Consider the following 19578-nt stretch of genomic DNA (forward strand, 5'->3'; position numbering starts at 1 on the left):
GTTTTCGCAAGTCCGGTATGCCAGCCAAGCTTGCCGTAGCGGCATCTCGTCCGACTCGAACGCGCCCTCAACGCAAAAGGGCCCGGCGTTTCCGTCCGGGCCCTTCTTTAGCGCAAAGTGCGTTGGTCAGTCCACTCAAGCGGCGGCCTTGACCTCCGCGACGATCTTGCGGGCGGCATCGCCCAGATCGTTGGCGGGGACGATCGCGAGGCCCGAATTGGCGAGGATCGCCTTGCCGGCCTCGACATTGGTGCCCTCGAGGCGGACGACGAGCGGAACCGAGAGGTTCACTTCCTTCGCCGCGGCAACGATGCCCTCGGCGATGATGTCGCACTTCATGATGCCGCCGAAGATGTTGACCAGAATGCCCTTCACGTTCGGATCGGCGAGGATCAGCTTGAAGGCGGCCGTCACCTTCTCCTTGTTCGCGCCGCCGCCGACGTCGAGGAAGTTGGCCGGGAACATGCCGTTCAATTTGATGATGTCCATCGTCGCCATCGCGAGGCCGGCGCCGTTGACCATGCAGCCGATGTCGCCGTCGAGCTTGATGTAAGCGAGGTCGTACTTCGACGCTTCGAGCTCGGAGGGATCTTCCTCGGTCTCGTCGCGCAGTTCCATCAGGTCCTTGTGGCGGAACAGCGCGTTGTTATCGAAGCCGACCTTGGCGTCGAGCACCATCAGCTTGCCGTCGTCGGTGACGGCGAGCGGGTTGATCTCGATCTGCTCGGCATCGGTGCCCATGAAGGCATCGTACAGCTTCGATGCGACAAACGACGCCTGCTTGGCGAGATCGCCCTTGAGCTCGAGCGCGGCTGCGACGGCACGACCGTGATGCGGCATGAAGCCGGTTGCCTGGTCGATGTCGATCGCGTGGATCTTCTCGGGCGTATCGTGCGCGACGGTTTCGATGTCCATCCCGCCCTCGGTCGAGGCGACCATCGACACGCGGCCGGTGGCGCGATTGACGAGGAGGGCGAGGTAGAATTCCTTGGCGATGTCGACGCCGTCGGTGACGTAGAGGCGGTTGACCTGCTTGCCAGCGTCGCCGGTCTGGATCGTCACCAGCGTGTTGCCGAGCATGTCGGTTGCCGCGGCACGGACTTCGTCAGCGGTCTTGGCGAGGCGGACACCGCCCTTGGCGTCGGGGCCGAGTTCCTTGAACTTGCCCTTGCCGCGGCCGCCTGCGTGGATCTGCGCCTTGACGACATAGAGCGGCCCGGGGAGCTTTTCCGATGCTGCAACTGCTTCCTCGACCGACATTGCCGAGAAGCCCGCGGGAACGGGCACGCCGAATTTCGCCAGGAGTTCCTTGGCCTGATATTCGTGGATGTTCATGAGCGCGTGCCTTTCCAAGGGTCGGGTTTGCGGGGGCTTAAGCACACACGGGGGTACGAATCCACCCCTTCGCAGTTGCGAACACTCGCTATCGGGCGCGCGGCGCGCTATATCGCCTGCATGTCGCTGATCTCTGGTCTGTTGCTCTTTCTTGCCACCGTCGCTGGGATGGAGCTGTTCGCTTATGCTGCGCATCGCTGGGTGATGCACGGCTTCGGCTGGTTTCTCCACGAGAGCCATCACCGCCCGCGCACCGGCAATTGGGAGCTGAACGACTGGTACGCAGTGATCTTCGCATTGCCGTCGATCACGATGCTGGTGTTCGGCGTCCAGCTCGGCTGGTGGCAGGGCTTCACGTGGATCGGCGCGGGAATCGCGGCGTACGGCGCGATCTATTTCGGCTTTCACGACATCATCGTCCACCGGCGCATCCCGACGCGCTATCTGCCCAAGTCGGCGTACATGAAGCGGATCATCCAGGCGCATCGGCTGCACCATGTCGTCGAAACCAAGGATGGCTCGGTCAGCTTCGGGTTTCTCGTCGCCCCCAAGCCCGAGGATCTGAAGGCCGAACTCAAGCGCCGCAAGCGCGCCGGCGTGCGCGCGCCGGTCGGCCAGACGACGCTCATCCCGGATTGAGCGAACCGCTGCTTTTCTACGCGCTGGCGGTGCCGGCGGTGGTGCTGCTCGGCCTGTCGAAGGGCGGCTTCGCGGGTCTTGGCGCGCTTTCGCTACCGATGCTCGCACTCGCCATCTCGCCGGTGCGCGCGGCGGCGATCTTGCTGCCGATCCTGATCGTGCAGGATGTCGTCGGCGTCTGGGCATTCCGGCGCGATTGGGATGCGGCGATCCTCGCCTGGATGCTGCCGGGCGCGGGAATCGGGATTTTGCTCGGCTATCTGTTCGCCGCACAAGTCTCGAGCGCGGCAGTGCTCGCCGTGGTCGGCGCGATCTCGGTGCTGTTCGGGCTCTACCGATTGTGGAGCGAGCGCCGCGGCGCGGTTGCCGTCGCGGCGCAGGCGCCGGGTTGGGTCGGGTCGCTGCTTGGCGTTGCTTCGGGGTTTACCAGCCAGATCGCGCATGCCGGCCAGCCGCCGTTCCAGGTCTACGTCCTGCCGCGGCGGCTGCCGCGCGACGTGCTCGTCGGCACGACCGCGATCTTCTTCGCCGCGGTCAATTGGGCGAAGGTCCCGGCCTATTGGGCGCTCGGCCAGTTCGACCGCGACACGCTCGGTGTCGCAGCGCTGCTGCTGCCCGTGGCGATCGCGTCGACCTTTGCCGGCGTCTGGCTCGTGCGGCGCGTCTCGCCCGAGCGCTTCTACACCGCGATCTACGCGTTGATGGTGCTGGTCGGCGTCAAGCTGATCTGGGACGCGCTCGCCTGATTCAGTCGAAAAGCGACGAGACCGACGATTCGTCGGCGATCCGGCGAATCGCCTCGGCGAGCAGCGGCGCGATCGTCAAATGGCGGATCTTCTTGGCCGAGGCGACGATGTCGTGGCTGCCGAGCGAATCGGTGATGACCAATTCCTCGAGCGCAGAGCTTTCGACTCGTGCGACCGCGCCGCCCGACAGCACGCCGTGCGTGATATAGGCGGCGACGCCGGCTGCGCCCGCCTGCTTGAGTGCGGCGGCGGCGTTGCACAGCGTGCCGCCCGAATCGACGATGTCGTCGATCAGGATGCAGAAGCGCCCCTCGACCTCACCGATGATGTTCATCACTTCGGATTCGCCGGCGCGCTCGCGGCGCTTGTCGACGATCGCGAGCGGGGCGTTGTTGAGCCGCTTGGCGAGCGCACGCGCGCGCACCACGCCGCCGACGTCGGGCGACACGACCATCAAATTGCGATTGCCGTAGCGCGTCAGGATGTCGGCCGACATCACGGGTGCGGCGAAGAGATTGTCGGTCGGGATATCGAAGAAGCCCTGGATCTGCCCGGCATGCAGATCGACCGAAAGCACGCGGTCGGCACCCGCGACGGTGATCAGATTGGCGACGAGTTTGGCCGAGATCGGCGTGCGTGGCCCCGGTTTGCGGTCCTGCCGGGCATAGCCGAAATACGGGATAACCGCCGTGATTCGCTTGGCCGAGGCGCGCTTCAGCGCGTCGATGCAGATCAGCAGCTCCATCAGATTGTCGTTTGCCGGATAGCCGGTCGATTGCAGCACGAAGACGTCCTCGCCGCGGACATTCTCCTGGATCTCGACGAAAATTTCCTCGTCGGCGAAGCGGCGGACCTGCGCGTCGGTCAGCGGCAGCTGGAGATAGGCGGCGACATCGCGCGCGAGCGGCAGGTTCGAATTGCCGGTGAGAAGTTTCATATGGGCCGCCCCTTGCGCTTGCCGAGTTGCAGCCTCCTTAGGAGCGTCGTCGGCTCGGGGAAAGAGACCGCGTGCCCTGCGATGCCGCAACCAGTGCCGCCAAGCGCGTATGGATGCGCGGGCTTGTCGAGAGGGCGCCGCGTCCTCTACCGCTCGTGGCATGACGATCCGCACTCGCTTCGCCCCTTCGCCGACTGGCATGCTGCACGTCGGCAACATCCGCACCGCGCTCCACAATTGGCTGTGGGCGCAAGCGCAGGATGGCGAGTTCTGGCTGCGGATCGACGATACCGATGCCGAGCGCAGCGAAGCGCGCTTTGTCGATGCGATCCGCGCCGATCTCGCCTGGCTCGGGCTGGCGATTGCGGGCGAGGAGCGGCAGTCGGCGCGCTTTGCGCTCTATGAGGCGCGCTTTGCGGCGTTGCGCGACGCAGGGCGCGTCTACCCGGCGTACGAAACCGCGCAGGAGCTCGACCTCAAACGCAAGATCGCCGCCGGGCGCGGGCTGCCGCCGGTCTACGACCGCGCCGCGCTCGCGCTGAGCGACGCCGAGCGGGCGCGCTTCGAGGCTGATGGCGTCAAGCCGCACTGGCGCTTCAAGCTCGATCATGCCGCGCCGATCGTGTGGGACGATCTGATCCGTGGGCCCCAGAAATTCGATGCCGCGACGATGAGCGATCCTGTCATCCGCCGCGCCGACGGGTCGTGGCTCTATATGCTGCCCTCGGCGATCGACGATATGGAGATGGGCATCACGCACGTCGTGCGCGGCGAGGACCATGTCTCGAACACCGCGCTCCAGCTCCAGATGTTCGATGCGATGGGCGTTGCACCGCCGGCCTTCGCGCACGAGGCGCTGGTGGTCGGCTCGGAGGGTAAATTGTCGAAGCGGTTGGGCTCGCTCGGTGTCGCGCATTTCCGTGAGGTGGGGATCGAACCCGAGGCGGTGCGCGCGTTGCTCGCGCGGATCGGGACGAGCTTGCCGGTCGAACCGCTGGTCGAGACGGCGACGCTGGTCGAGAGCTTCGATTTCGCCAAGTTCGGCCGCGCGCCCGCGCGCTTCGACGAGGCGGAGCTTGCCGGGTTGAACGCCAAGATCGTTCATCAACTTGAATTCGCGCACGTCGCCGACCGGCTTCCCGCGGGGATGGGCGCGGCGGAATGGGCGGCGGTGCGGCCCAATCTCCAGACGATCGCCGAGGCGGCCGACTGGTGGGGCGTAATCGAGGGTCCGATCGTCGCCGAGCGCGACTCCGCCGATGCCGACTTCCTCGCCGCCGCCGCGCGGGCCGCCGAGTCGCTCGACTGGGCAGGGGACCCGTGGCACGCGCTGACCGCCACGCTGAAGGCCGAGACCGGACGCAGCGGCAAGGCGCTGTTCCTGCCGTTGCGGCGTGCGCTGACCGGCCGCGAGCATGGTCCCGACATGAAGGCGCTCCTCCCGCTGATCGGCCGCGACCGCGCGATTGCGCGCCTGTCGCCCGAGTGAGGCGACAGGATATTGTCTCTTGCAGGCAGAATGTTATGATGTAACATCCTCTCCATGTCCGGCGCAGAATCGGACGGCACAGATGGAGACGGGACGATGTACGCAGATCGTTATGCCAACCGCCATGGTCTCAACCCCGGCGGAGTCGCCTTCGCGCTCGGCGCCAGCGGCGTGTTGCTGTTCGGGCTTTCGCTGACCGCGCCGCATTTCGTGCGCGATATCGTCCCGACGATCACCGCGACCAACATCCCGCTCGATCCGCCACCCCCGCCCAAGCCCGAACCCAAACCGGTCCCGCAGATCCAGCATGTCGCGCAGCCACTCAAGCCGCCGCCCGAATCGATCGACCTGACCAAGCTGGTGACCCCGGGCGTCCCGAGCGGACAGATCGCCTTGCACATCGATCCGCCGCCGCTTCAGCCGTTTCCCGGCGGCACGGGTGATGTCGGCACGATCGTCAAACCGCCTGCGCCGGTCATTACCATCCCGAAACTCGACTCGCGCTATCTCGGCGCATTCCAGCCGACCTATCCGAGCGACGAGCGCCTTGCCGGGCACGAGGGGCGCGTCGTCTTGCGCGTGCTGATCGGCACCGACGGGCGCGTGAAACAGGTCGAGCAAGTCAGCGCGGCGAGCCCCGCCTTCTTCGAGGCGACGCGCAAGCGCGCACTCGAGAAATGGCGCTTCACCCCCGGCACGCGCGACGGCGTGGCGATCGAGGCGTGGCAGACGATGGCGGTCCGCTTCGTGCTCGACGAAGAATAGCCGGAGCGGGTGGGCGCGGCAGGGCTGGCATCGCCTCCCGGTCGCGCCTATCTCTTAGCGATGAATTTCCTGCGCTACATTTCCCCGCTGCGCGCCTGGCGCGATATGCGCACCTATATCGTGACGCGGCGGCCGCATCAGCTCGGCTTCATGGGGCTGGCGCTGGCGCTGACCTATGTGATGGTCGTCGGGGTGATCTACGAATCGAAGATCCCGCCCAAGCCGTATCACCGCGACATCATCTATGTGCAGCAGTGGCGCGCCGACCGCACCGATGCCGAGATTATCGCGCAGCAGAAGATCGACGGCGTCGAGCAGACGCGCCAGGCCAACGAACTCAAGCGGCTCGAGGCCGAGCGCCGCGCGCAGTTCAAGAAGGTCAATGACGGGCTCAAGGCCTACGGGATCTGAGCGTGACCACGGCTTCCGACGATAGGCGCTGGATGGGCGCAGCGCTCGCGCTCGGCGAGCGCGGACGCGGGCGGACCACGCCCAACCCCAATGTCGGCTGCGTGATCGTCGCCGATGGCATCGTCGTGGGGCGCGGTTGGACGCAGCCCGGCGGGCGCCCGCATGCCGAGGCGATGGCGTTGGCGCAAGCCGGCGAAAAGTCGCGCGGCGCAACCGTCTACACCACGCTCGAACCCTGCGCGCATGTCTCGACGCGTGGGCCGGCGTGCAGCGATCTGCTGCAACTGGCGGGCGTGGCGCGCGTCGTGGTTGCGCTTGGCGATCCCGATCCGCGCACCAATGGCGCGGGCGTGGCGCGGTTGCGCGATGCGGGGATCGTGGTCGATCTCGGTGCGCGCGCCGCTGACGCGCGCACGGCGATGGTCGGCTTCCTCATGCGACGCCAGGACGGCCGGCCCGCCGTGACGCTCAAGCTCGCGCTGTCGCTCGACGGCGCGACCGCGCTGGGATCGGGCGCGAGTCAGTGGATCACCGGGGCGCAGGCACGCGCGCACGCGCATCTCGAACGCACGCGCCACGACGCGATCCTGGTCGGACGCGCGACGATCGACGCCGACGATCCGACGCTCGACGTGCGCTTGCCCGGGCTCGAGGCCCGGTCGCCGCGCCGCTTCATCCTGTCGCGCACGTCCGACCTGCATCATCCCGCGCCCGACGGCGCGTTGCCATGGGAAAATCTCGCGGCTCCAGACGCGATCGGCTCGCTCGAGGGTGTCGATACCCTGCTCGTCGAAGGCGGCCCGACCACCGCCGCCGCGTTCCTCGCCGCCGACCTCGTCGACCGCTTGCTGCTCTATCGCGCGCCGATCCTCGTCGGGGGCGGGCGCACCTTGCCCGACATCGGCCTCGCCGATCTTTCCGAGGCGCATGGCCGCTGGACGATGACCGACGCGCGCACCCTTGGCAGCGACCGGCTCGAGGTTTACGAGCGCGTCAGGGAGTAGGCCATGTTCACCGGGATCATTACCGACATCGGCACGATCGATCGGATCGAGGAGCGCGGTGATCTGCGCATCTTCGTCGCGACCGGCTATGATATGGGGCATGTCGATCTCGGCGCCTCGATCGCCTGTTCGGGCGTGTGCCTGACCGTCGTCGACAAGTCCGCGCCCGGCGCGTCGGGCTGGTTCGCCGCTGATGTCTCGGGCGAAACCGTGTCCCGCACCCCTGCCGCGCAATGGACCGCCGGCCGCCGGCTCAACCTCGAACGCGCGCTGAAGCTCGGCGAGGAACTCGGCGGGCATATCGTCACCGGCCATGTCGACGGCATCGCGTCGATCGTCGAGACCAGCAGCGACGGCGATTCGTGGAAGGTCGTCATTGCCGTCCCGGCCGCGCTTGCGCCGTTCGTCGCACCCAAGGGATCTATCACTGTCGATGGCGTCTCGCTGACCGTCAACAGCGTCGCCGATCAGGCCGACGGCAGCACGCATTTCGCGATCAACATCATTCCCCACACCCAGGCGATGACCACGCTGGGCGATCTTCATTCCGGCGCACACGTCAATATCGAGATCGACGTCCTCGCCCGCTATCTGCAACGCATGGAGCATTATCGTGCAAAAGCCTGAAGTTGCGCGCCTGCGCCATGGGTTCCTGTCCTCGCCCGAGGAACTGATCGACGAGGCCAAGAACGGCCGGATGTTCATCCTGGTCGACGACGAGGACCGTGAGAACGAGGGCGATCTCGTCATCCCCGCACAGATGGCGACGCCAGAGAAGATCAACTTCATGGCCAAGCACGGTCGCGGGCTGATCTGCCTCGCGATGACTAAGAAGCGCGTCGACGAGCTCGGTCTCGGCCTGATGAGCCGCCACAACGGCACGCGGCATGAAACCGCCTTCACCACTTCGATCGAGGCGCGCGACGGCGTCACCACCGGCATCTCCGCCGCCGACCGCGCACGCACCATCGCGGTCGCGATCGATTCGTCGAAGGGCAAGGAAGAGATCGTTACGCCGGGCCATGTCTTCCCACTCGTCGCGCGCGACGGCGGCGTGCTCGTCCGCGCCGGGCATACCGAGGCCGCGGTCGACGTCTCGCGGCTCGCCGGGCTCAATCCGTCGGGGGTGATTTGCGAGATCATGAACGAGGACGGCACGATGAGCCGCCTCGACGATCTCGTCTCGTTCGCGCAGCTCCACAATCTCAAGATCGGCACGATCCGCGACTTGATCGCCTATCGCCGCCGCCACGACCATCTCGTCGAGAAGCGCGCCGAAATGCCGTTCGAGTCGAAATGGGGCGGGACGTGGAAGGCGATGACCTTCCACAACAAGGCGACCGGCGACGAGACGATCGCACTGGTCAAGGGCAAGATCGACCCGACCAAGCCGACGCTGGTGCGGATGCACACGCTGTCGACCTTCGTCGACGTGTTCGGCGAAGAGAATGAGCGTTCGGGCCTGCTCTCTGGCTCGATGCAGCTGATCGCCGAGGAAGGCACCGGTGTGATCGTCGTGATCAACCGCCAGATGGCCGACGGCATCACGCGTTTCATCAAGCTGCGCGGCGAGGGCAAGGGCGCGGGCGCGCCCGAGGTCGAGGAATTGCGCGATTACGGCGTCGGCGCGCAGATTCTCGCCGAGCTTGGCGTCGAGGAAATGGTGCTGCTCACAAATACGCATCACGCGCTGGTCGGCCTCGAAGGCTATGGCCTGTCGATCGTCGCCGAGCGCGCCATTCCGGGTACTGGGGGCGAATAATGGCCAAATTGCTCATCGTCGAAGCGCGCTTCTACGACCATCTCAACGACCTGCTGCTCGAAGGCGCCCGCGCCGCGATCGAGGCGGCGGGGCACAAGCATGAGACGATCACCGTCCCCGGCGCACTCGAAATCCCCGGCGCGGTCGCGCTCGCGGCCGAGAGCGGGCTGTATGACGGCTTCGTCGCGCTCGGCGTCGTGATCCGTGGCGAGACCTATCATTTCGAGATCGTCGCGGGCGAGAGCGCGCGCGGGCTGATGGCGCTGTCGATGGACGGCCTCGCGATCGGCAACGGCATCCTGACGACCGAGGACGAAGCGCAGGCGCTGACGCGCGCACGGAAGTCCGAGAAGGACAAGGGCGGCGAGGCAGCCAAGGCCGCGCTCGCGATGATGGCGCTGAAGGCGCGCTTCGGCTGACCCGCGTGGTGAGCGGGCCGATCCTGTTCACCGACCGGCTGATCCTGCGGCTCCCCGAGCCTGCGGATTTCGAGGCTTATGCCGCCTTCGCCGCCGATGGCGAGACGATGGCGCACCTCGGCGGCGCGATGCCGCGTGCGGTTGCCTGGCGTGACTTTTCGGTGCGCGCCGGTGCGTGGATGACGCGCGGCTTCTCGATGTTCTCGGTGATCGAACGCGAGTCCGGCGCCTGGGTCGGGCGGATCGGCCCGTGGCAGCCCGAGGGCTGGCCCGGCACCGAAGTCGGCTGGGGCGTCGCCAGCGGTTTTGCGGGCAAGGGCTATGCGCATGAAGCCGCAGTCGCTGCGATCGACTTTGCGTTCGACAGTCTTGGCTGGAGCGACGTGATCCACACGATCGCACCCGATAATATCCGCTCGATCCAGCTCGCCGAGCGGCTGGGCTCCGCCAACCGTGGGCCGACACGCTTGCCAGCACCGCTCGATGGCTACCGCGTCGATGCGTGGGGCCAGAGCGCGGCCGAATGGCGCGCGCACCGCGGCAGATGAGCAAGCCGCCGCCCCCGCGCTACAAGATCGTCGAGCGCGACGGGCGGCTCCTCACGATCGACACCTGGGCCACGCAAGCGCCGGACCCGCCGCCGCAGCGTCGCGCGGACTTGATCGCGCCGGGTGACGCGCTCGGCGCGCCGCTCGTTGCCGCGCTGTTCCGGGTCCGCGATGCGCAGGGCCGACGGTTGCTGACAACCTCGCCGAATTGGGACCGCAAGGGGCCGCGCGTGATTGCGCTGTCGTCCACAGGCGAGCGCCGCATCGCCGCGCTAGGGCTGCTGAGCATCGGCGTGATGCTCGTCCTGTTGCTGGTGGCGCTGATCGATCTCGAATGGCTGCTGCCGATCGTCGTGGTCGTGGTCGTGCTGGCGGGCGCGATCTCGAGCAGCCGCACCAGCCTGGTCACCCGCTGGCTCGACTCGCTCGGCGAGGAGACGTCGCGCTAAGCTCTTCCCAGCGCTCGACTCCTTACTTATACCGATGTCAGTAAGCAGGAGCGCGACGATGCCCTACGCCCATACCTTCAAAGCCAATCCGCATTGGCTGCCGCGGCAGAAGAGCACCGCCATTCGCGACATTCCCGGCGAGGACGGGCTGCCCTTTGTCGGCAACACCTTCCGAATGCTCAAGGATCCGGTGCGCTTCGGGCGCCACATGATCGACAGTTATGGCCCGGTGTTCCGCAACAATGCGTTTGGCGGGCCGACCGTCAGCTTGATCGGTCCCGAGGCCAACGAACTCGTCCTGTTCGACCGCGACCGCGTCTTCTCCTCGGAGCAGGGCTGGGGGCCGTTGCTCAACCTGCTCTTCCCGCGCGGGTTGATGTTGATGGATTTCGACAAGCACCGCGCCGACCGCCGCGTGATGTCGGTCGCGTTCAAGCCCGAGCCGATGCGGCATTATGCCGAGACGCTCGACATTGGCATCGCGCGCACCGTGGCGGACTGGGGCAACCAGCCGATGCGCTTCTATGATGCGATCAAGGAGTTGACGCTCGATCTCGCCGCCGAGAGCTTTCTCGGCATGCCGCTCGGCCCCGAGGCGACGCGGATCAACCAGGCGTTCGTCGATGAGGTGCAGGCCTCGATCACCCCGATCCGCGTGCCGCTGCCGGGCTCGCAGATGCGCAAGGGCGTGCGCGCGCGGGCCTATCTGATCGACCTGTTCGAACGCGAGATCCCGGCGCGGCGGGCAGGCGCGGGGCAGGACTTCTTCTCGCAATTCTGCCGCGCGACCGACGATGATGGCCTGCCGCTCGCCGCCGATGCGATCGCCGACCACATGAACTTCCTGATGATGGCGGCGCACGACACGATCACATCGTCGGCGACGAGCCTCGTCATGCTGCTTGGGCGCAACCCCGAATGGCAGGAGAAGCTGCGCGCCGAGATCGCCGAGCTCGGCCGCAACGATGCGGGCGGGCTGCCCTATGGCCAGCTCGATCGGCTGGTGCTGACCGACATGGCGTTCAAGGAATCGCTGCGGCTGATCCCGCCCGTCCCCTCCTTGCCACGCCGCGCGGTGAAACCGTTCGATTTCGGCGGCTTTCATATTCCGGCGGGGACGACGGTGAGCGTCAGCGTCGCTTATACGCATACCATGCCCGACCTGTGGCCCGATCCGCTGCGCTTCGACCCGCTGCGTTTTACGCCGGAGGCGGTGCGCGCACGGCACAAATATGCGTGGGTCCCGTTCGGCGGCGGTGCACATATGTGTCTCGGGCTGCATTTCGCGACGATGCAGATCCGCATCCTCATCGCGCATCTGCTCAGCCGTTATCGCATCGAGCTCGATGCTGGGGCGGGTGATGTCTGGCAGGCCTGGCCGATCCCGCGGCCGAAGGATGGGTTGCCGTTGCGGTTTGTCCCGCTGGGGTGAGGTGACGCGATTGAGCGCCCGCTAGATTCGTCGAGCCGGGGGGCGTTCGACCTCGATCGCGATCGGCTGCACGGGCGCGACGCGACAGTGTCCCGATCACCGTATCGTCGTGGTATGCCCGTGATTGGCCGGAACGGCACGACCAGGCGCGGCAGACCGCAATCTCCGACGATTGCCCCAGGACGAGGCGACGGCATCGCCTGGGGCCGGCACGGCGTGGTGGGAGGCCCATTTCGACTGCGCGTCTCGCACTAACTGCTGATTCGCCGCGACCAGCGCGCGCCCGTCCCTGTGTCGTCCGGCGTGACTCCAAACCGATGCCAGCCTGGCTGTGAGCGCACCAGACAGCGACGCACATCGTCTGCTGACGCGACGGACGAAAACCACCCGTTGTTCTAAAATCTAGTCTGAAACGAAAAAAGGCCCGAAGGCCTGTGATCATGTTTTCCCTAAAGGAAAACTGGAGCGGGCGAAGGGATTCGAACCCTCGACCCCAACCTTGGCAAGGTTGTGCTCTACCCCTGAGCTACGCCCGCTCTGGCGTTTACGGCCCAATCAGTCGTTGACTGGGCGGGTAAGGTGGCGGGCTCTAACAGCGACTTTCATACTCGGCAACCCCTTATCGCGATTGCGTGCAGATCGTTTGATAAAAGGGTTGGCTTCGTACGCTGAGCGCCCACATAAGGCGCACAGCACACAAGATTGGAGCGACACTTGGCCACCCTGGGAATGAGCGCTGCAGAACGCGACGCGGTGGAGAGCTTCCGCCGCGATGTCGTCGAGCCGTCGATGACCAAGCTCGTCGTGATCGATTTCTGGGCGGAGTGGTGCGGGCCGTGCAAGGCGCTGACGCCGCTGCTCGAGAAGGTCGCCGCGGCCTATGCCGACAAGGGTGTGCTGCTCGCCAAGATCGACACCGACAAGAATCAGTTCATCGCCGCGCAATTCCAGATCAAGTCGATCCCGACGGTTTATGCGATGTTCCAGGGGCAGCTCGTCGCCGACCTGACGCCCGCGCGTACCGAGACGCAGTTGCGGACGATGCTCGACCAGCTGCTCAAGCAATTGCCGCTCGAAAGCGAGGCGGCGAGCCTCGAGGCCGAACTCGAGCCGCTGATCGCGATGGGCGAGCAAGTGCTCGTCGAAGGCGATGCCGAGCGCGCAGTGAGCGTGTTTGCGCAATTGAGCGAGATGGCGCCCGAGCATCCTGCGGTACTGTCGGGCATGGTCCGCGCGCTGGTCGCCGCGGGGCAGACCGACGAGGCCGAGGCGGCGATTGCGGCGCTTCCCGAGGAGATCGCCAAGCTTCCCGAGATCGAGCGTGCGCACACTGCGCTGGCGCTGGCGCGCGAAGTGCAGCCGGTCGATGATCTTGCGGGCCTCGCCGCCGAAGTTGCCGCCAACCCCGAGAATTTCGACAAGCGCTTCGAGCTCGCTGGCGGCCAGATGGCGGCGGGCGACCGCGATGCGGCGGCCGATACGCTGCTCGCGATGATCGCGGCCGACCGGACATGGAACGAGGGCGCCGCGCGGACGCAATTGCTCAAGATCTTCGAGGTCGTTGGGCTCGAGGATCCGTGGGTCTCGGCGCAGCGGCGCAAGCTTTCGGCGATCCTGTTCGGATGACGATCACGCGGCTCTCGATCTTCCCGCTGCCGGGCGCGTTGCTGTTTCCGGGCATGCATCTCCCGCTGCACATCTTCGAGCCGCGCTATCGCGCGATGATCTCGGACGCGATGGCACGTGACCGGCGGATCGGCATGGTCCAGCCGCGCCCCAACGTGCCGGCGCGGCCCGACAAGCCACCGCTGTTCGAGATCGGCTGCGTCGGCAAGATCGCCGAGTTCGAGGCGAGCGAGGACGGGCGCTACAATCTCATCCTCGAGGGGCTGTCGCTGTTCCGCATCGTGCGCGAACTCGACGTGACGACGGCGTTCCGCCAGGTTGAGGCCGAGCTGATCCCGGGGCCAAGCGAGCCCGAGATCCTCTCGCTGTCGCGCCGCTCGGCGCTCGAGAGCGAATCGCGCGCCTTCGCCGATGCGCAGGGCTATGCGGTCGATTGGGATGCGGTGACGCGGCTCGACGACGAGGCTTTGGTCAACGGCATCGCGCAGATCGCGCCCTTCGACGTGGCGGCGAAGCAAGCGCTGCTCGAGGCGGGGCGGATCGAGGATCGCGCCGAGCTGATCATCCAGCTGATGCAGTTCTTCGGGCGGCACGACGGCGAGGATTCGGTGACGCTGCAATGAAGGACGCCGCGAAGCGCAAGGGTCGCGCCGGTGGGGCTGCGATGATGTTGGGCATGTTCTTCGCGACGCTGTTCGACCCGAAAAAGGCAGCGGCGAATCGGCAACGAGAGCGATCGGATCGCGCCTACGGCCGTCGATTTGGAAAAGCCGCCTCGAACGCCCTAAAGAGCCCGCCCTTAGGGGAGGTGGCCGCCGTTCGCTTTGAAACGGTCACGCGCTTGATCCAACGTCTCAGGCTTCGCTGGCAGGACAAATCGTGCGGGATCGATCGTCGCACCGCGAACCGAAACGAGGTCGCCGCCGCCAAAGGTCAGCGCGGTGCCCCCGTGCAGGATCCGTGACATCTGGGTCGCAAACGCTGATTTGCCCATCATCGGGTTCAGCTTGATCGACATATCGAATTGCGCGGCCATCGCCTTTCCAAGTTCGGCGAGCGCTGGATCGTCGCTGACCACTGCCACCGCCCTGGGCGAGCGTTTTTGATCCTGCCCGACGAAGAAATAGGCCTTTCCAGTCCTCCCGCCTACTACGGCAGTCCCATGCTCTTGGACCAAGATGCTGGGCTGCTGCGCCATCGCGTTCTTCAACTCGGGATGCGCCGTAAACATTGCGTCGAGCGTCTCGGCCATGATGGCCGCCACATCGCCGAGTCGGTCCACAGCAGGCCCAGTGGGGGTTTCCAGAACGAGATAGCCTTCGCCAGAAAGCGTGAGAAAATAAGCCGCTTGGCCCATGACTTTGCCGCGCACATTGCCGTTAGCAGCGACCTCTACCTGCATTTCGAAGGGCGCGCCCGAAGCACGATAGACAGCGGTCGTGTCAGCCCAAGCCGGGACGGAAAGGGAAAGTGTCATCACGCAAAACAACTGCCGCAGCATCGGGGCCTCCGCTAAACCGTAATCCCCTGCAGCAGCTTCGGCACATCTCCGCTCTCGCCGCGCGCCTCGGCGATGAAGCGGCGCTTGAGCGGCGGTACCCGCTGCACCGCCGACAGACCCATCCGCCGCACCGCATTGGCGGTCTTTCCGGGAATCCCGAACAGCCGCGTCAGGCCGTCGGTCGCAACCGATACCATCAAGGTATCGAGGCTGCGCCAGCGATCATAGCGCGCGAGCAATTGCGGATCGCCGAGATCGAGCCCCGAGCGCTTGCCCTCGACCAGCACCTCGACCAGCGTCGCGACGTCGCGGAAGCCGACATTGACGCCCTGGCCCGCGATTGGATGGATCCCGTGCGCAGCGTCCCCGACCAATGCGAGCCGGTCGGACACGATCTTCGCGGCGTGATGGAATCCGAGCGGATAGCTCATCCGATGGCCAAGCGGCCCGAGCTTGCCGAGAAACCCGCCGATTCGCTTGTCGGCCTCGGCGAGCCAGCCGCGGTCGGATAGCTTCATCATCCCCGGCGCCTGGTCATGCGTCACCGACCAGACGATGCACGAGCGATGCCCCTGCTCGTCGTCGTTGAGCGGCAGGATCGCGAAGGGGCCGTCGGGATAGAAGATCTCGAACGCGATGTTCTCGTGGGAATGTTCGTGATGCAGCGAGGTGACGATCGCGGCATTGTCGTAGGTCCAGCGCGCGACGCGCAGGCCTGCGGCTTCACGCGTCGGCGAATTGCGGCCCTCGGCGGCGATCAGCAGCGGGGCCTTTATGACGGCTCCCGAATCGAGCGTGACGGTGACGCCCGCGGCGCCGCGATCGATCGAGACCGCGCGCGTCTGCATCCGCACGTCGACATTCGCGGCAGATGACGCCGCTTCGAACAGCGTCGCACGCAGCTTGCGATTCTCGACCATATGGCCGAGCGCGCCGTCGCCCGGCTCGGGCTCGAAATCGAGCGCGCCGGGTTCCAGCCCGTCGCTCACGCGGATTCCCTGGATCGGGCAGGCGAAGGGCGCGAGCCGGTCGGCGACGCCGATCGCTTGCAGCATCCGCCACGGCGCGCCGGCAATCGCCGAGGCGCGCCCGTCGAAACCGGCGGCGAGAATCACCGCGGGATCGGCAATGTCGATGACGATGGCGGTGAGTCCATGCGTGTCGAGCGCCACGGCGAGCGCGCTGCCGACGAGTCCGCCGCCGAGGATGATGACGTCTGCTGTATCCATACGTGCTGCTGTAGCGCCTCGGCCGGGCGCTCGCCAGCCCGCAAAGTCTTGACGGCGGAGCCGCCGCGCGCGATGAATCCGCAGCACAGACAGCGAACATCGGGACAAGAGATCATGGCGAGCCGCGCGCAGCCACCCTTATGGCGTGAGACCGTCAAGGCCGGCGCCGTGCGCAGCGGCGCATTGCTTGCCGCGATCACGCTCGTCGTGCTGGTCGTTTTGCTCGTCGTCGCGGTCGCGAGCTATCATGCGAGCGACCCGTCGCTCAACACCGCCTCTGGCGCCGCCGCGCGCAACTGGCTCGGCAAGCCGGGTGCGCTGGTCGCCGATGGCGCATTCTGGCTGCTGGGACCCGGCTTCCTGCTGGTGTTGCCGACGGCGGTGCTGGTCGCGCTGCGGCTATGGCGCGGCGTCCCGGTCGGGCGTTGGCGGTTGATGTTTGGCGCATCGCTTGGCGGTGTCGCGTTGATCGGGACGGCGTTCGCGCTGATCTGGGCGGCGGCGGTGCAAGTGCTGCCGGCGGGTTATGGCGGCGCGGTCGGGCTCGGGCTGGCCGACGTGCTGCGCGCGTTGATCGGCTTGCTGCCCAATCCCAACGCGGTGTTGTGGACGACGCGCGGGATCGCGGTGGTGCTCGGGTTCGCCGGGCTCGCGCTGTGGGCGTACAGCTTTACGATCGACGTCAGCGAGCGTGCGCCGCGGATCGCGCGCGAACCCAAGCGGCTGACCGATCAGCGGCGCGACCGTGACGAGGAGACGGACGACGAAGTCTTCGCGCCCGAGCCGACCCCGCGCAAGCTGTCGATGCCGCGTGCGCTTGCGAGCCCCGATGTCCGCCCCGGCCCGGTGATCGCCGACCGCGCGATGACGCCGGTGACGCTGGCCAAGCCACGCGCGAAGCAGACCTCGATGGATTTCGGCGACAAGTCGACCTTGCCCTCGCTCGACCTGCTCAACCCGTCGCCGCCGGCGATCGGCGGGCCGGTCGACAAGGTCGCGCTCGATCGCAATGCGCGGCTGCTCGAGACGGTGCTGAGCGACTTCCACGTCAAGGGTTCGATCATCAACGTGCGGCCAGGCCCGGTCGTGACGATGTACGAGCTCGAGCCCGCACCCGGCATCAAGGCGAGCCGCGTGATCCAGCTCGCCGACGATATCGCGCGCAACATGTCGGCGGTGTCGGCACGCGTCGCGACGATCCCGGGGCGCACCGTGATCGGTATCGAGCTCCCGAACGCCAAGCGCGAGACGGTGGGCCTGCGCGAGCTGATCGATTCGCTCGACGACCAGCCGGGCTCGCTGTCGCTGGTGCTCGGCAAGAATATCGCGGGCGATCCCGTCATCGCCGATCTCGCGCCGATGCCGCATCTGCTCGTCGCGGGCACCACCGGCTCGGGCAAGTCGGTCGGGCTCAACTGCATGATTCTGTCGCTGCTCTATCGGCTCAAGCCCGAAGAGTGCCGGATGATCATGATCGATCCCAAGATGCTCGAACTGAGCATGTATGAGGACATCCCGCATCTCTACGCGCCGGTCGTGACCGATCCGTCCAAGGCGGTGCGCGCGCTGAAATGGACCGTCGAGCAGATGGAGGATCGCTATCGCCAGATGTCCTCGCTCGGCGTGCGGTCGCTCGCGAGCTTCAACGACAAGGTGCGCGCGGCCAAGGCCAAGGGCCAGCCGCTCGGCCGCAAGGTGCAGACCGGATACGAGCCCGGCACCGGCGCGCCGATCTACGAGGAAGAGACGCTCGACTATCAGGTGCTGCCGCAGATCGTCGTGATCATCGACGAGCTCGCCGATCTGATGATGACCGCGGGCAAGGAAGTCGAATTCCTGATCCAGCGGCTCGCGCAGAAGGCGCGCGCGGCGGGGATCCATCTGATCATGGCGACGCAGCGTCCGTCGGTCGACGTCATCACCGGCGTGATCAAGGCGAACCTGCCGACGCGAATCAGCTTCCATGTCACCTCGAAGATCGATTCGCGCACGATTCTGGGCGAGCAGGGCGCCGAACAGCTGCTCGGCAAGGGCGACATGCTCTACATGCCCGGCGGCAAGGGCATCGTCCGCGTCCACGGGCCGTTCGTGTCGGACGACGAAGTGCGCGCCGTGACCGATCACTGGCGCGCGCAGGGGCAGCCCGATTACAACCAGGCGATCACCGAGGAGCCCGAGGACGGCTTCGCGATGGACGGCGCGCCGACCGGCGAGGATACCGCCGAGGACCAGCAATATCGCACCGCGATCCAGCTCGTCGTCGAAAGCCAGAAGGCTTCGACGTCTTGGCTGCAGCGCCAGTTGCGCGTCGGCTACAACAGCGCGGCGCGGCTGATCGAGCGGATGGAGAAGGACGGCATCGTCGGGCGTCCCGACCATGTCGGGCGTCGCGAAGTGCTGCGCGACCGCGACGGGAACCCGGTATAAGGGAACCGGGCGTGCCGGCTTCGGTTCAGAGCGGGTTCAAGCCGCCTCGGGCTTAAGCGGCGGCGTCAGGAGAATATTCGTGTCCCTTCGTTACCCAACGCTTCTTGCCGCGCTCGCCGCGCCGGCGCTTGTCTCGGCCGCGCCCGTCGCCGACTTGTCGCTGGTGCAAAAGCATCTCCAGTCGGTCGAGAGCATGACCGCATCGTTCACGCAGACCGATCGCGGCGGCAAGGTGCTGACCGGCGTGCTGACGCTCAAGAAGCCCGGCAAGATCCGCTTCCAATATGAAAAGGGCGTGCCGATCCTCATCGTCGGCGACGGCAAGTCGCTCTGGTTTCTCGATTACTCGGTCGGCCAGAAGCAGCGCTGGCCGATCGGCGGGTCGCCGCTCGGCATCCTGCTCGATCCGTCGCGCGACATGCGCGGGATCGCGAGCGTGGTGCCGACCGGCAATCCTGAGACGGTCGCGGTCGATGCCGCCGACCCCAAGCATCCCGAATATGGCCGGATCAGCCTGGTGTTCGTGCGCAATGCGACCGCGCCGGGCGGGCTGATGCTGCAGGGCTGGGTCGCGCTCGATTCGCAGAACAACCGCACGACGATTCGGCTGTCGAACCAGCGCTTCAACGCGCCCGTCAGCAACTCGGCGTTCCAATGGCGCGATCCGACGCCCGCGTCGGGCAGAAAATAACCTGCGCTAGGATCGGTTCATATTGGCGACAGGTTTGCAGCGGTAATGCGGTCTTGCGGATGCGAGGTGCTACCGGGATTTTTCCCCCTGTTGCCCGGACCCTTGCTTCCCGCCTGCGTGACGAACGCTAGGTCGGCCCTCGCTCCATGCCCCCGGAGCGAGGGCCTT

The 19578-nt window shown here is 66.5% G+C and carries 20 protein-coding genes and 1 tRNA gene; 16 read left to right on the forward strand and 5 right to left on the reverse strand.

Annotated elements, in window-relative coordinates:
* Positions 1-135 precede the first annotated feature (135 nt).
* The gene (sucC, locus tag IE187_RS12700; protein WP_133191160.1) at positions 136-1335 is read right to left on the reverse strand and encodes an ADP-forming succinate--CoA ligase subunit beta; all 1200 of its coding nucleotides are present in this window, start codon (positions 1333-1335) and stop codon (positions 136-138) included.
* A gap of 120 nt (positions 1336-1455) precedes the next feature.
* On the opposite strand from sucC, the gene IE187_RS12705 reads away from it, so the two are divergent.
* Both IE187_RS12705 and IE187_RS12710 read left to right on the forward strand, forming a co-directional pair.
* Positions 1456-1974, forward strand: coding sequence for a sterol desaturase family protein (locus IE187_RS12705; RefSeq protein ID WP_133191158.1), 519 nt, complete (start codon positions 1456-1458; stop codon positions 1972-1974).
* Positions 1971-2720, forward strand: a complete 750-nt coding sequence (locus IE187_RS12710) for a sulfite exporter TauE/SafE family protein (protein WP_189676555.1) — start codon at positions 1971-1973, stop codon at positions 2718-2720. The genes IE187_RS12705 and IE187_RS12710 overlap by 4 nt, the downstream gene beginning before the upstream one ends.
* 1 nt (position 2721) lies before the next feature.
* Here IE187_RS12710 and IE187_RS12715 read toward each other — a convergent pair whose 3' ends face one another.
* Complete coding sequence (locus IE187_RS12715) at positions 2722-3657, reverse strand: ribose-phosphate pyrophosphokinase (RefSeq protein ID WP_133191154.1); 936 nt, start codon at positions 3655-3657, stop codon at positions 2722-2724.
* Positions 3658-3817: 160 nt separating this feature from the next.
* Here IE187_RS12715 and IE187_RS12720 point away from each other — a divergent pair, with 160 nt between their 5' ends.
* The 10 genes from IE187_RS12720 (at position 3818) to IE187_RS12765 (ending at position 11936) form a co-directional block, all read left to right on the forward strand.
* The gene (locus tag IE187_RS12720; RefSeq protein ID WP_189676556.1) at positions 3818-5146 is read left to right on the forward strand and encodes a glutamate--tRNA ligase; all 1329 of its coding nucleotides are present in this window, start codon (positions 3818-3820) and stop codon (positions 5144-5146) included.
* A gap of 96 nt (positions 5147-5242) precedes the next feature.
* A complete protein-coding gene (locus tag IE187_RS12725) occupies positions 5243-5911 on the forward strand; it encodes an energy transducer TonB (protein ID WP_189676557.1) in 669 nt (222 codons plus the stop codon).
* A gap of 60 nt (positions 5912-5971) precedes the next feature.
* The gene (locus tag IE187_RS12730; protein WP_133191148.1) at positions 5972-6322 is read left to right on the forward strand and encodes a hypothetical protein; all 351 of its coding nucleotides are present in this window, start codon (positions 5972-5974) and stop codon (positions 6320-6322) included.
* 32 nt (positions 6323-6354) lie between these two features.
* Positions 6355-7326 carry a bifunctional diaminohydroxyphosphoribosylaminopyrimidine deaminase/5-amino-6-(5-phosphoribosylamino)uracil reductase RibD gene (ribD, locus tag IE187_RS12735; protein ID WP_189676668.1) on the forward strand — a complete coding sequence of 324 codons (972 nt, stop codon included), beginning with the start codon at positions 6355-6357 and terminating at the stop codon, positions 7324-7326.
* Positions 7327-7329: 3 nt separating this feature from the next.
* Complete coding sequence (locus IE187_RS12740; protein ID WP_189676558.1) at positions 7330-7953, forward strand: riboflavin synthase; 624 nt, start codon at positions 7330-7332, stop codon at positions 7951-7953.
* Positions 7940-9088, forward strand: coding sequence for a 3,4-dihydroxy-2-butanone-4-phosphate synthase (gene ribB / locus IE187_RS12745; RefSeq protein WP_416194477.1), 1149 nt, complete (start codon positions 7940-7942; stop codon positions 9086-9088). Before IE187_RS12740 ends, ribB begins: the two co-directional genes overlap by 14 nt.
* A complete protein-coding gene (gene ribH, locus IE187_RS12750; protein ID WP_189676559.1) occupies positions 9088-9507 on the forward strand; it encodes a 6,7-dimethyl-8-ribityllumazine synthase in 420 nt (139 codons plus the stop codon). The genes ribB and ribH overlap by 1 nt, the downstream gene beginning before the upstream one ends.
* Positions 9508-9515: 8 nt before the next feature.
* Positions 9516-10055 (forward strand): GNAT family N-acetyltransferase, encoded by a 540-nt coding sequence (locus IE187_RS12755; RefSeq protein ID WP_229839391.1) that lies wholly within the window; start codon positions 9516-9518, stop codon positions 10053-10055.
* Positions 10031-10504, forward strand: coding sequence for a hypothetical protein (locus tag IE187_RS12760; protein WP_189676561.1), 474 nt, complete (start codon positions 10031-10033; stop codon positions 10502-10504). Before IE187_RS12755 ends, IE187_RS12760 begins: the two co-directional genes overlap by 25 nt.
* A gap of 58 nt (positions 10505-10562) precedes the next feature.
* Positions 10563-11936 carry a cytochrome P450 gene (locus IE187_RS12765; protein ID WP_189676562.1) on the forward strand — a complete coding sequence of 458 codons (1374 nt, stop codon included), beginning with the start codon at positions 10563-10565 and terminating at the stop codon, positions 11934-11936.
* A gap of 461 nt (positions 11937-12397) precedes the next feature.
* Here the strand turns inward: IE187_RS12765 and IE187_RS12770 are convergent.
* Positions 12398-12472, reverse strand: a tRNA-Gly gene (locus tag IE187_RS12770).
* Between the two features lie 193 nt (positions 12473-12665).
* Here IE187_RS12770 and IE187_RS12775 point away from each other — a divergent pair.
* The gene (locus tag IE187_RS12775; protein ID WP_189676669.1) at positions 12666-13562 is read left to right on the forward strand and encodes a tetratricopeptide repeat protein; all 897 of its coding nucleotides are present in this window, start codon (positions 12666-12668) and stop codon (positions 13560-13562) included.
* Positions 13559-14185, forward strand: coding sequence for an LON peptidase substrate-binding domain-containing protein (locus tag IE187_RS12780; protein ID WP_133191132.1), 627 nt, complete (start codon positions 13559-13561; stop codon positions 14183-14185). Before IE187_RS12775 ends, IE187_RS12780 begins: the two co-directional genes overlap by 4 nt.
* A gap of 176 nt (positions 14186-14361) precedes the next feature.
* Here IE187_RS12780 and IE187_RS12785 read toward each other — a convergent pair whose 3' ends face one another.
* Together IE187_RS12785 and IE187_RS12790 are read right to left on the reverse strand one after the other, a co-directional pair.
* Positions 14362-15063: a hypothetical protein gene (locus tag IE187_RS12785; RefSeq protein ID WP_189676563.1), complete on the reverse strand. Its 702-nt coding sequence runs from the start codon at positions 15061-15063 to the stop codon at positions 14362-14364.
* Between the two features lie 11 nt (positions 15064-15074).
* Positions 15075-16292 carry a UbiH/UbiF/VisC/COQ6 family ubiquinone biosynthesis hydroxylase gene (locus IE187_RS12790; RefSeq protein ID WP_189676564.1) on the reverse strand — a complete coding sequence of 406 codons (1218 nt, stop codon included), beginning with the start codon at positions 16290-16292 and terminating at the stop codon, positions 15075-15077.
* 114 nt (positions 16293-16406) lie between these two features.
* Here IE187_RS12790 and IE187_RS12795 point away from each other — a divergent pair, with 114 nt between their 5' ends.
* Both IE187_RS12795 and IE187_RS12800 read left to right on the forward strand, forming a co-directional pair.
* On the forward strand, positions 16407-18719 hold the full coding sequence (locus tag IE187_RS12795; protein WP_189676565.1) for an FtsK/SpoIIIE family DNA translocase: 2313 nt from the start codon (positions 16407-16409) through the stop codon (positions 18717-18719).
* 79 nt (positions 18720-18798) lie between these two features.
* The gene (locus IE187_RS12800; RefSeq protein ID WP_133191124.1) at positions 18799-19410 is read left to right on the forward strand and encodes a LolA family protein; all 612 of its coding nucleotides are present in this window, start codon (positions 18799-18801) and stop codon (positions 19408-19410) included.
* Positions 19411-19578: the final 168 nt, after the last annotated feature.

It is taken from the genome of Sphingomonas glacialis (assembly GCF_014653575.1).
GTDB classification, from domain to species: domain Bacteria; phylum Pseudomonadota; class Alphaproteobacteria; order Sphingomonadales; family Sphingomonadaceae; genus Sphingomonas; species Sphingomonas glacialis.

Bases quoted from the DNA above. Each gene is read 5' to 3' on its own strand.
- IE187_RS12730 (WP_133191148.1), top strand. From the start codon at position 5,972: ATGAATTTCCTGCGCTACATTTCCCCGCTGCGCGCCTGGCGCGATATG.
- ribH (WP_189676559.1), top strand. From the start codon at position 9,088: ATGGCCAAATTGCTCATCGTCGAAGCGCGCTTCTACGACCATCTCAAC.
- IE187_RS12780 (WP_133191132.1), top strand. From the start codon at position 13,559: ATGACGATCACGCGGCTCTCGATCTTCCCGCTGCCGGGCGCGTTGCTG.
- IE187_RS12705 (WP_133191158.1), top strand. From the start codon at position 1,456: ATGTCGCTGATCTCTGGTCTGTTGCTCTTTCTTGCCACCGTCGCTGGG.
- IE187_RS12720 (WP_189676556.1), top strand. From the start codon at position 3,818: ATGACGATCCGCACTCGCTTCGCCCCTTCGCCGACTGGCATGCTGCAC.
- IE187_RS12765 (WP_189676562.1), top strand. From the start codon at position 10,563: ATGCCCTACGCCCATACCTTCAAAGCCAATCCGCATTGGCTGCCGCGG.
- IE187_RS12740 (WP_189676558.1), top strand. From the start codon at position 7,330: ATGTTCACCGGGATCATTACCGACATCGGCACGATCGATCGGATCGAG.
- IE187_RS12785 (WP_189676563.1), bottom strand. From the start codon at position 15,063: ATGCTGCGGCAGTTGTTTTGCGTGATGACACTTTCCCTTTCCGTCCCG.
- ribD (WP_189676668.1), top strand. From the start codon at position 6,355: ATGGGCGCAGCGCTCGCGCTCGGCGAGCGCGGACGCGGGCGGACCACG.
- IE187_RS12760 (WP_189676561.1), top strand. From the start codon at position 10,031: ATGGCGCGCGCACCGCGGCAGATGAGCAAGCCGCCGCCCCCGCGCTAC.
- IE187_RS12795 (WP_189676565.1), top strand. From the start codon at position 16,407: ATGGCGAGCCGCGCGCAGCCACCCTTATGGCGTGAGACCGTCAAGGCC.
- IE187_RS12790 (WP_189676564.1), bottom strand. From the start codon at position 16,292: ATGGATACAGCAGACGTCATCATCCTCGGCGGCGGACTCGTCGGCAGC.
- IE187_RS12725 (WP_189676557.1), top strand. From the start codon at position 5,243: ATGTACGCAGATCGTTATGCCAACCGCCATGGTCTCAACCCCGGCGGA.
- IE187_RS12715 (WP_133191154.1), bottom strand. From the start codon at position 3,657: ATGAAACTTCTCACCGGCAATTCGAACCTGCCGCTCGCGCGCGATGTC.
- IE187_RS12775 (WP_189676669.1), top strand. From the start codon at position 12,666: ATGAGCGCTGCAGAACGCGACGCGGTGGAGAGCTTCCGCCGCGATGTC.
- sucC (WP_133191160.1), bottom strand. From the start codon at position 1,335: ATGAACATCCACGAATATCAGGCCAAGGAACTCCTGGCGAAATTCGGC.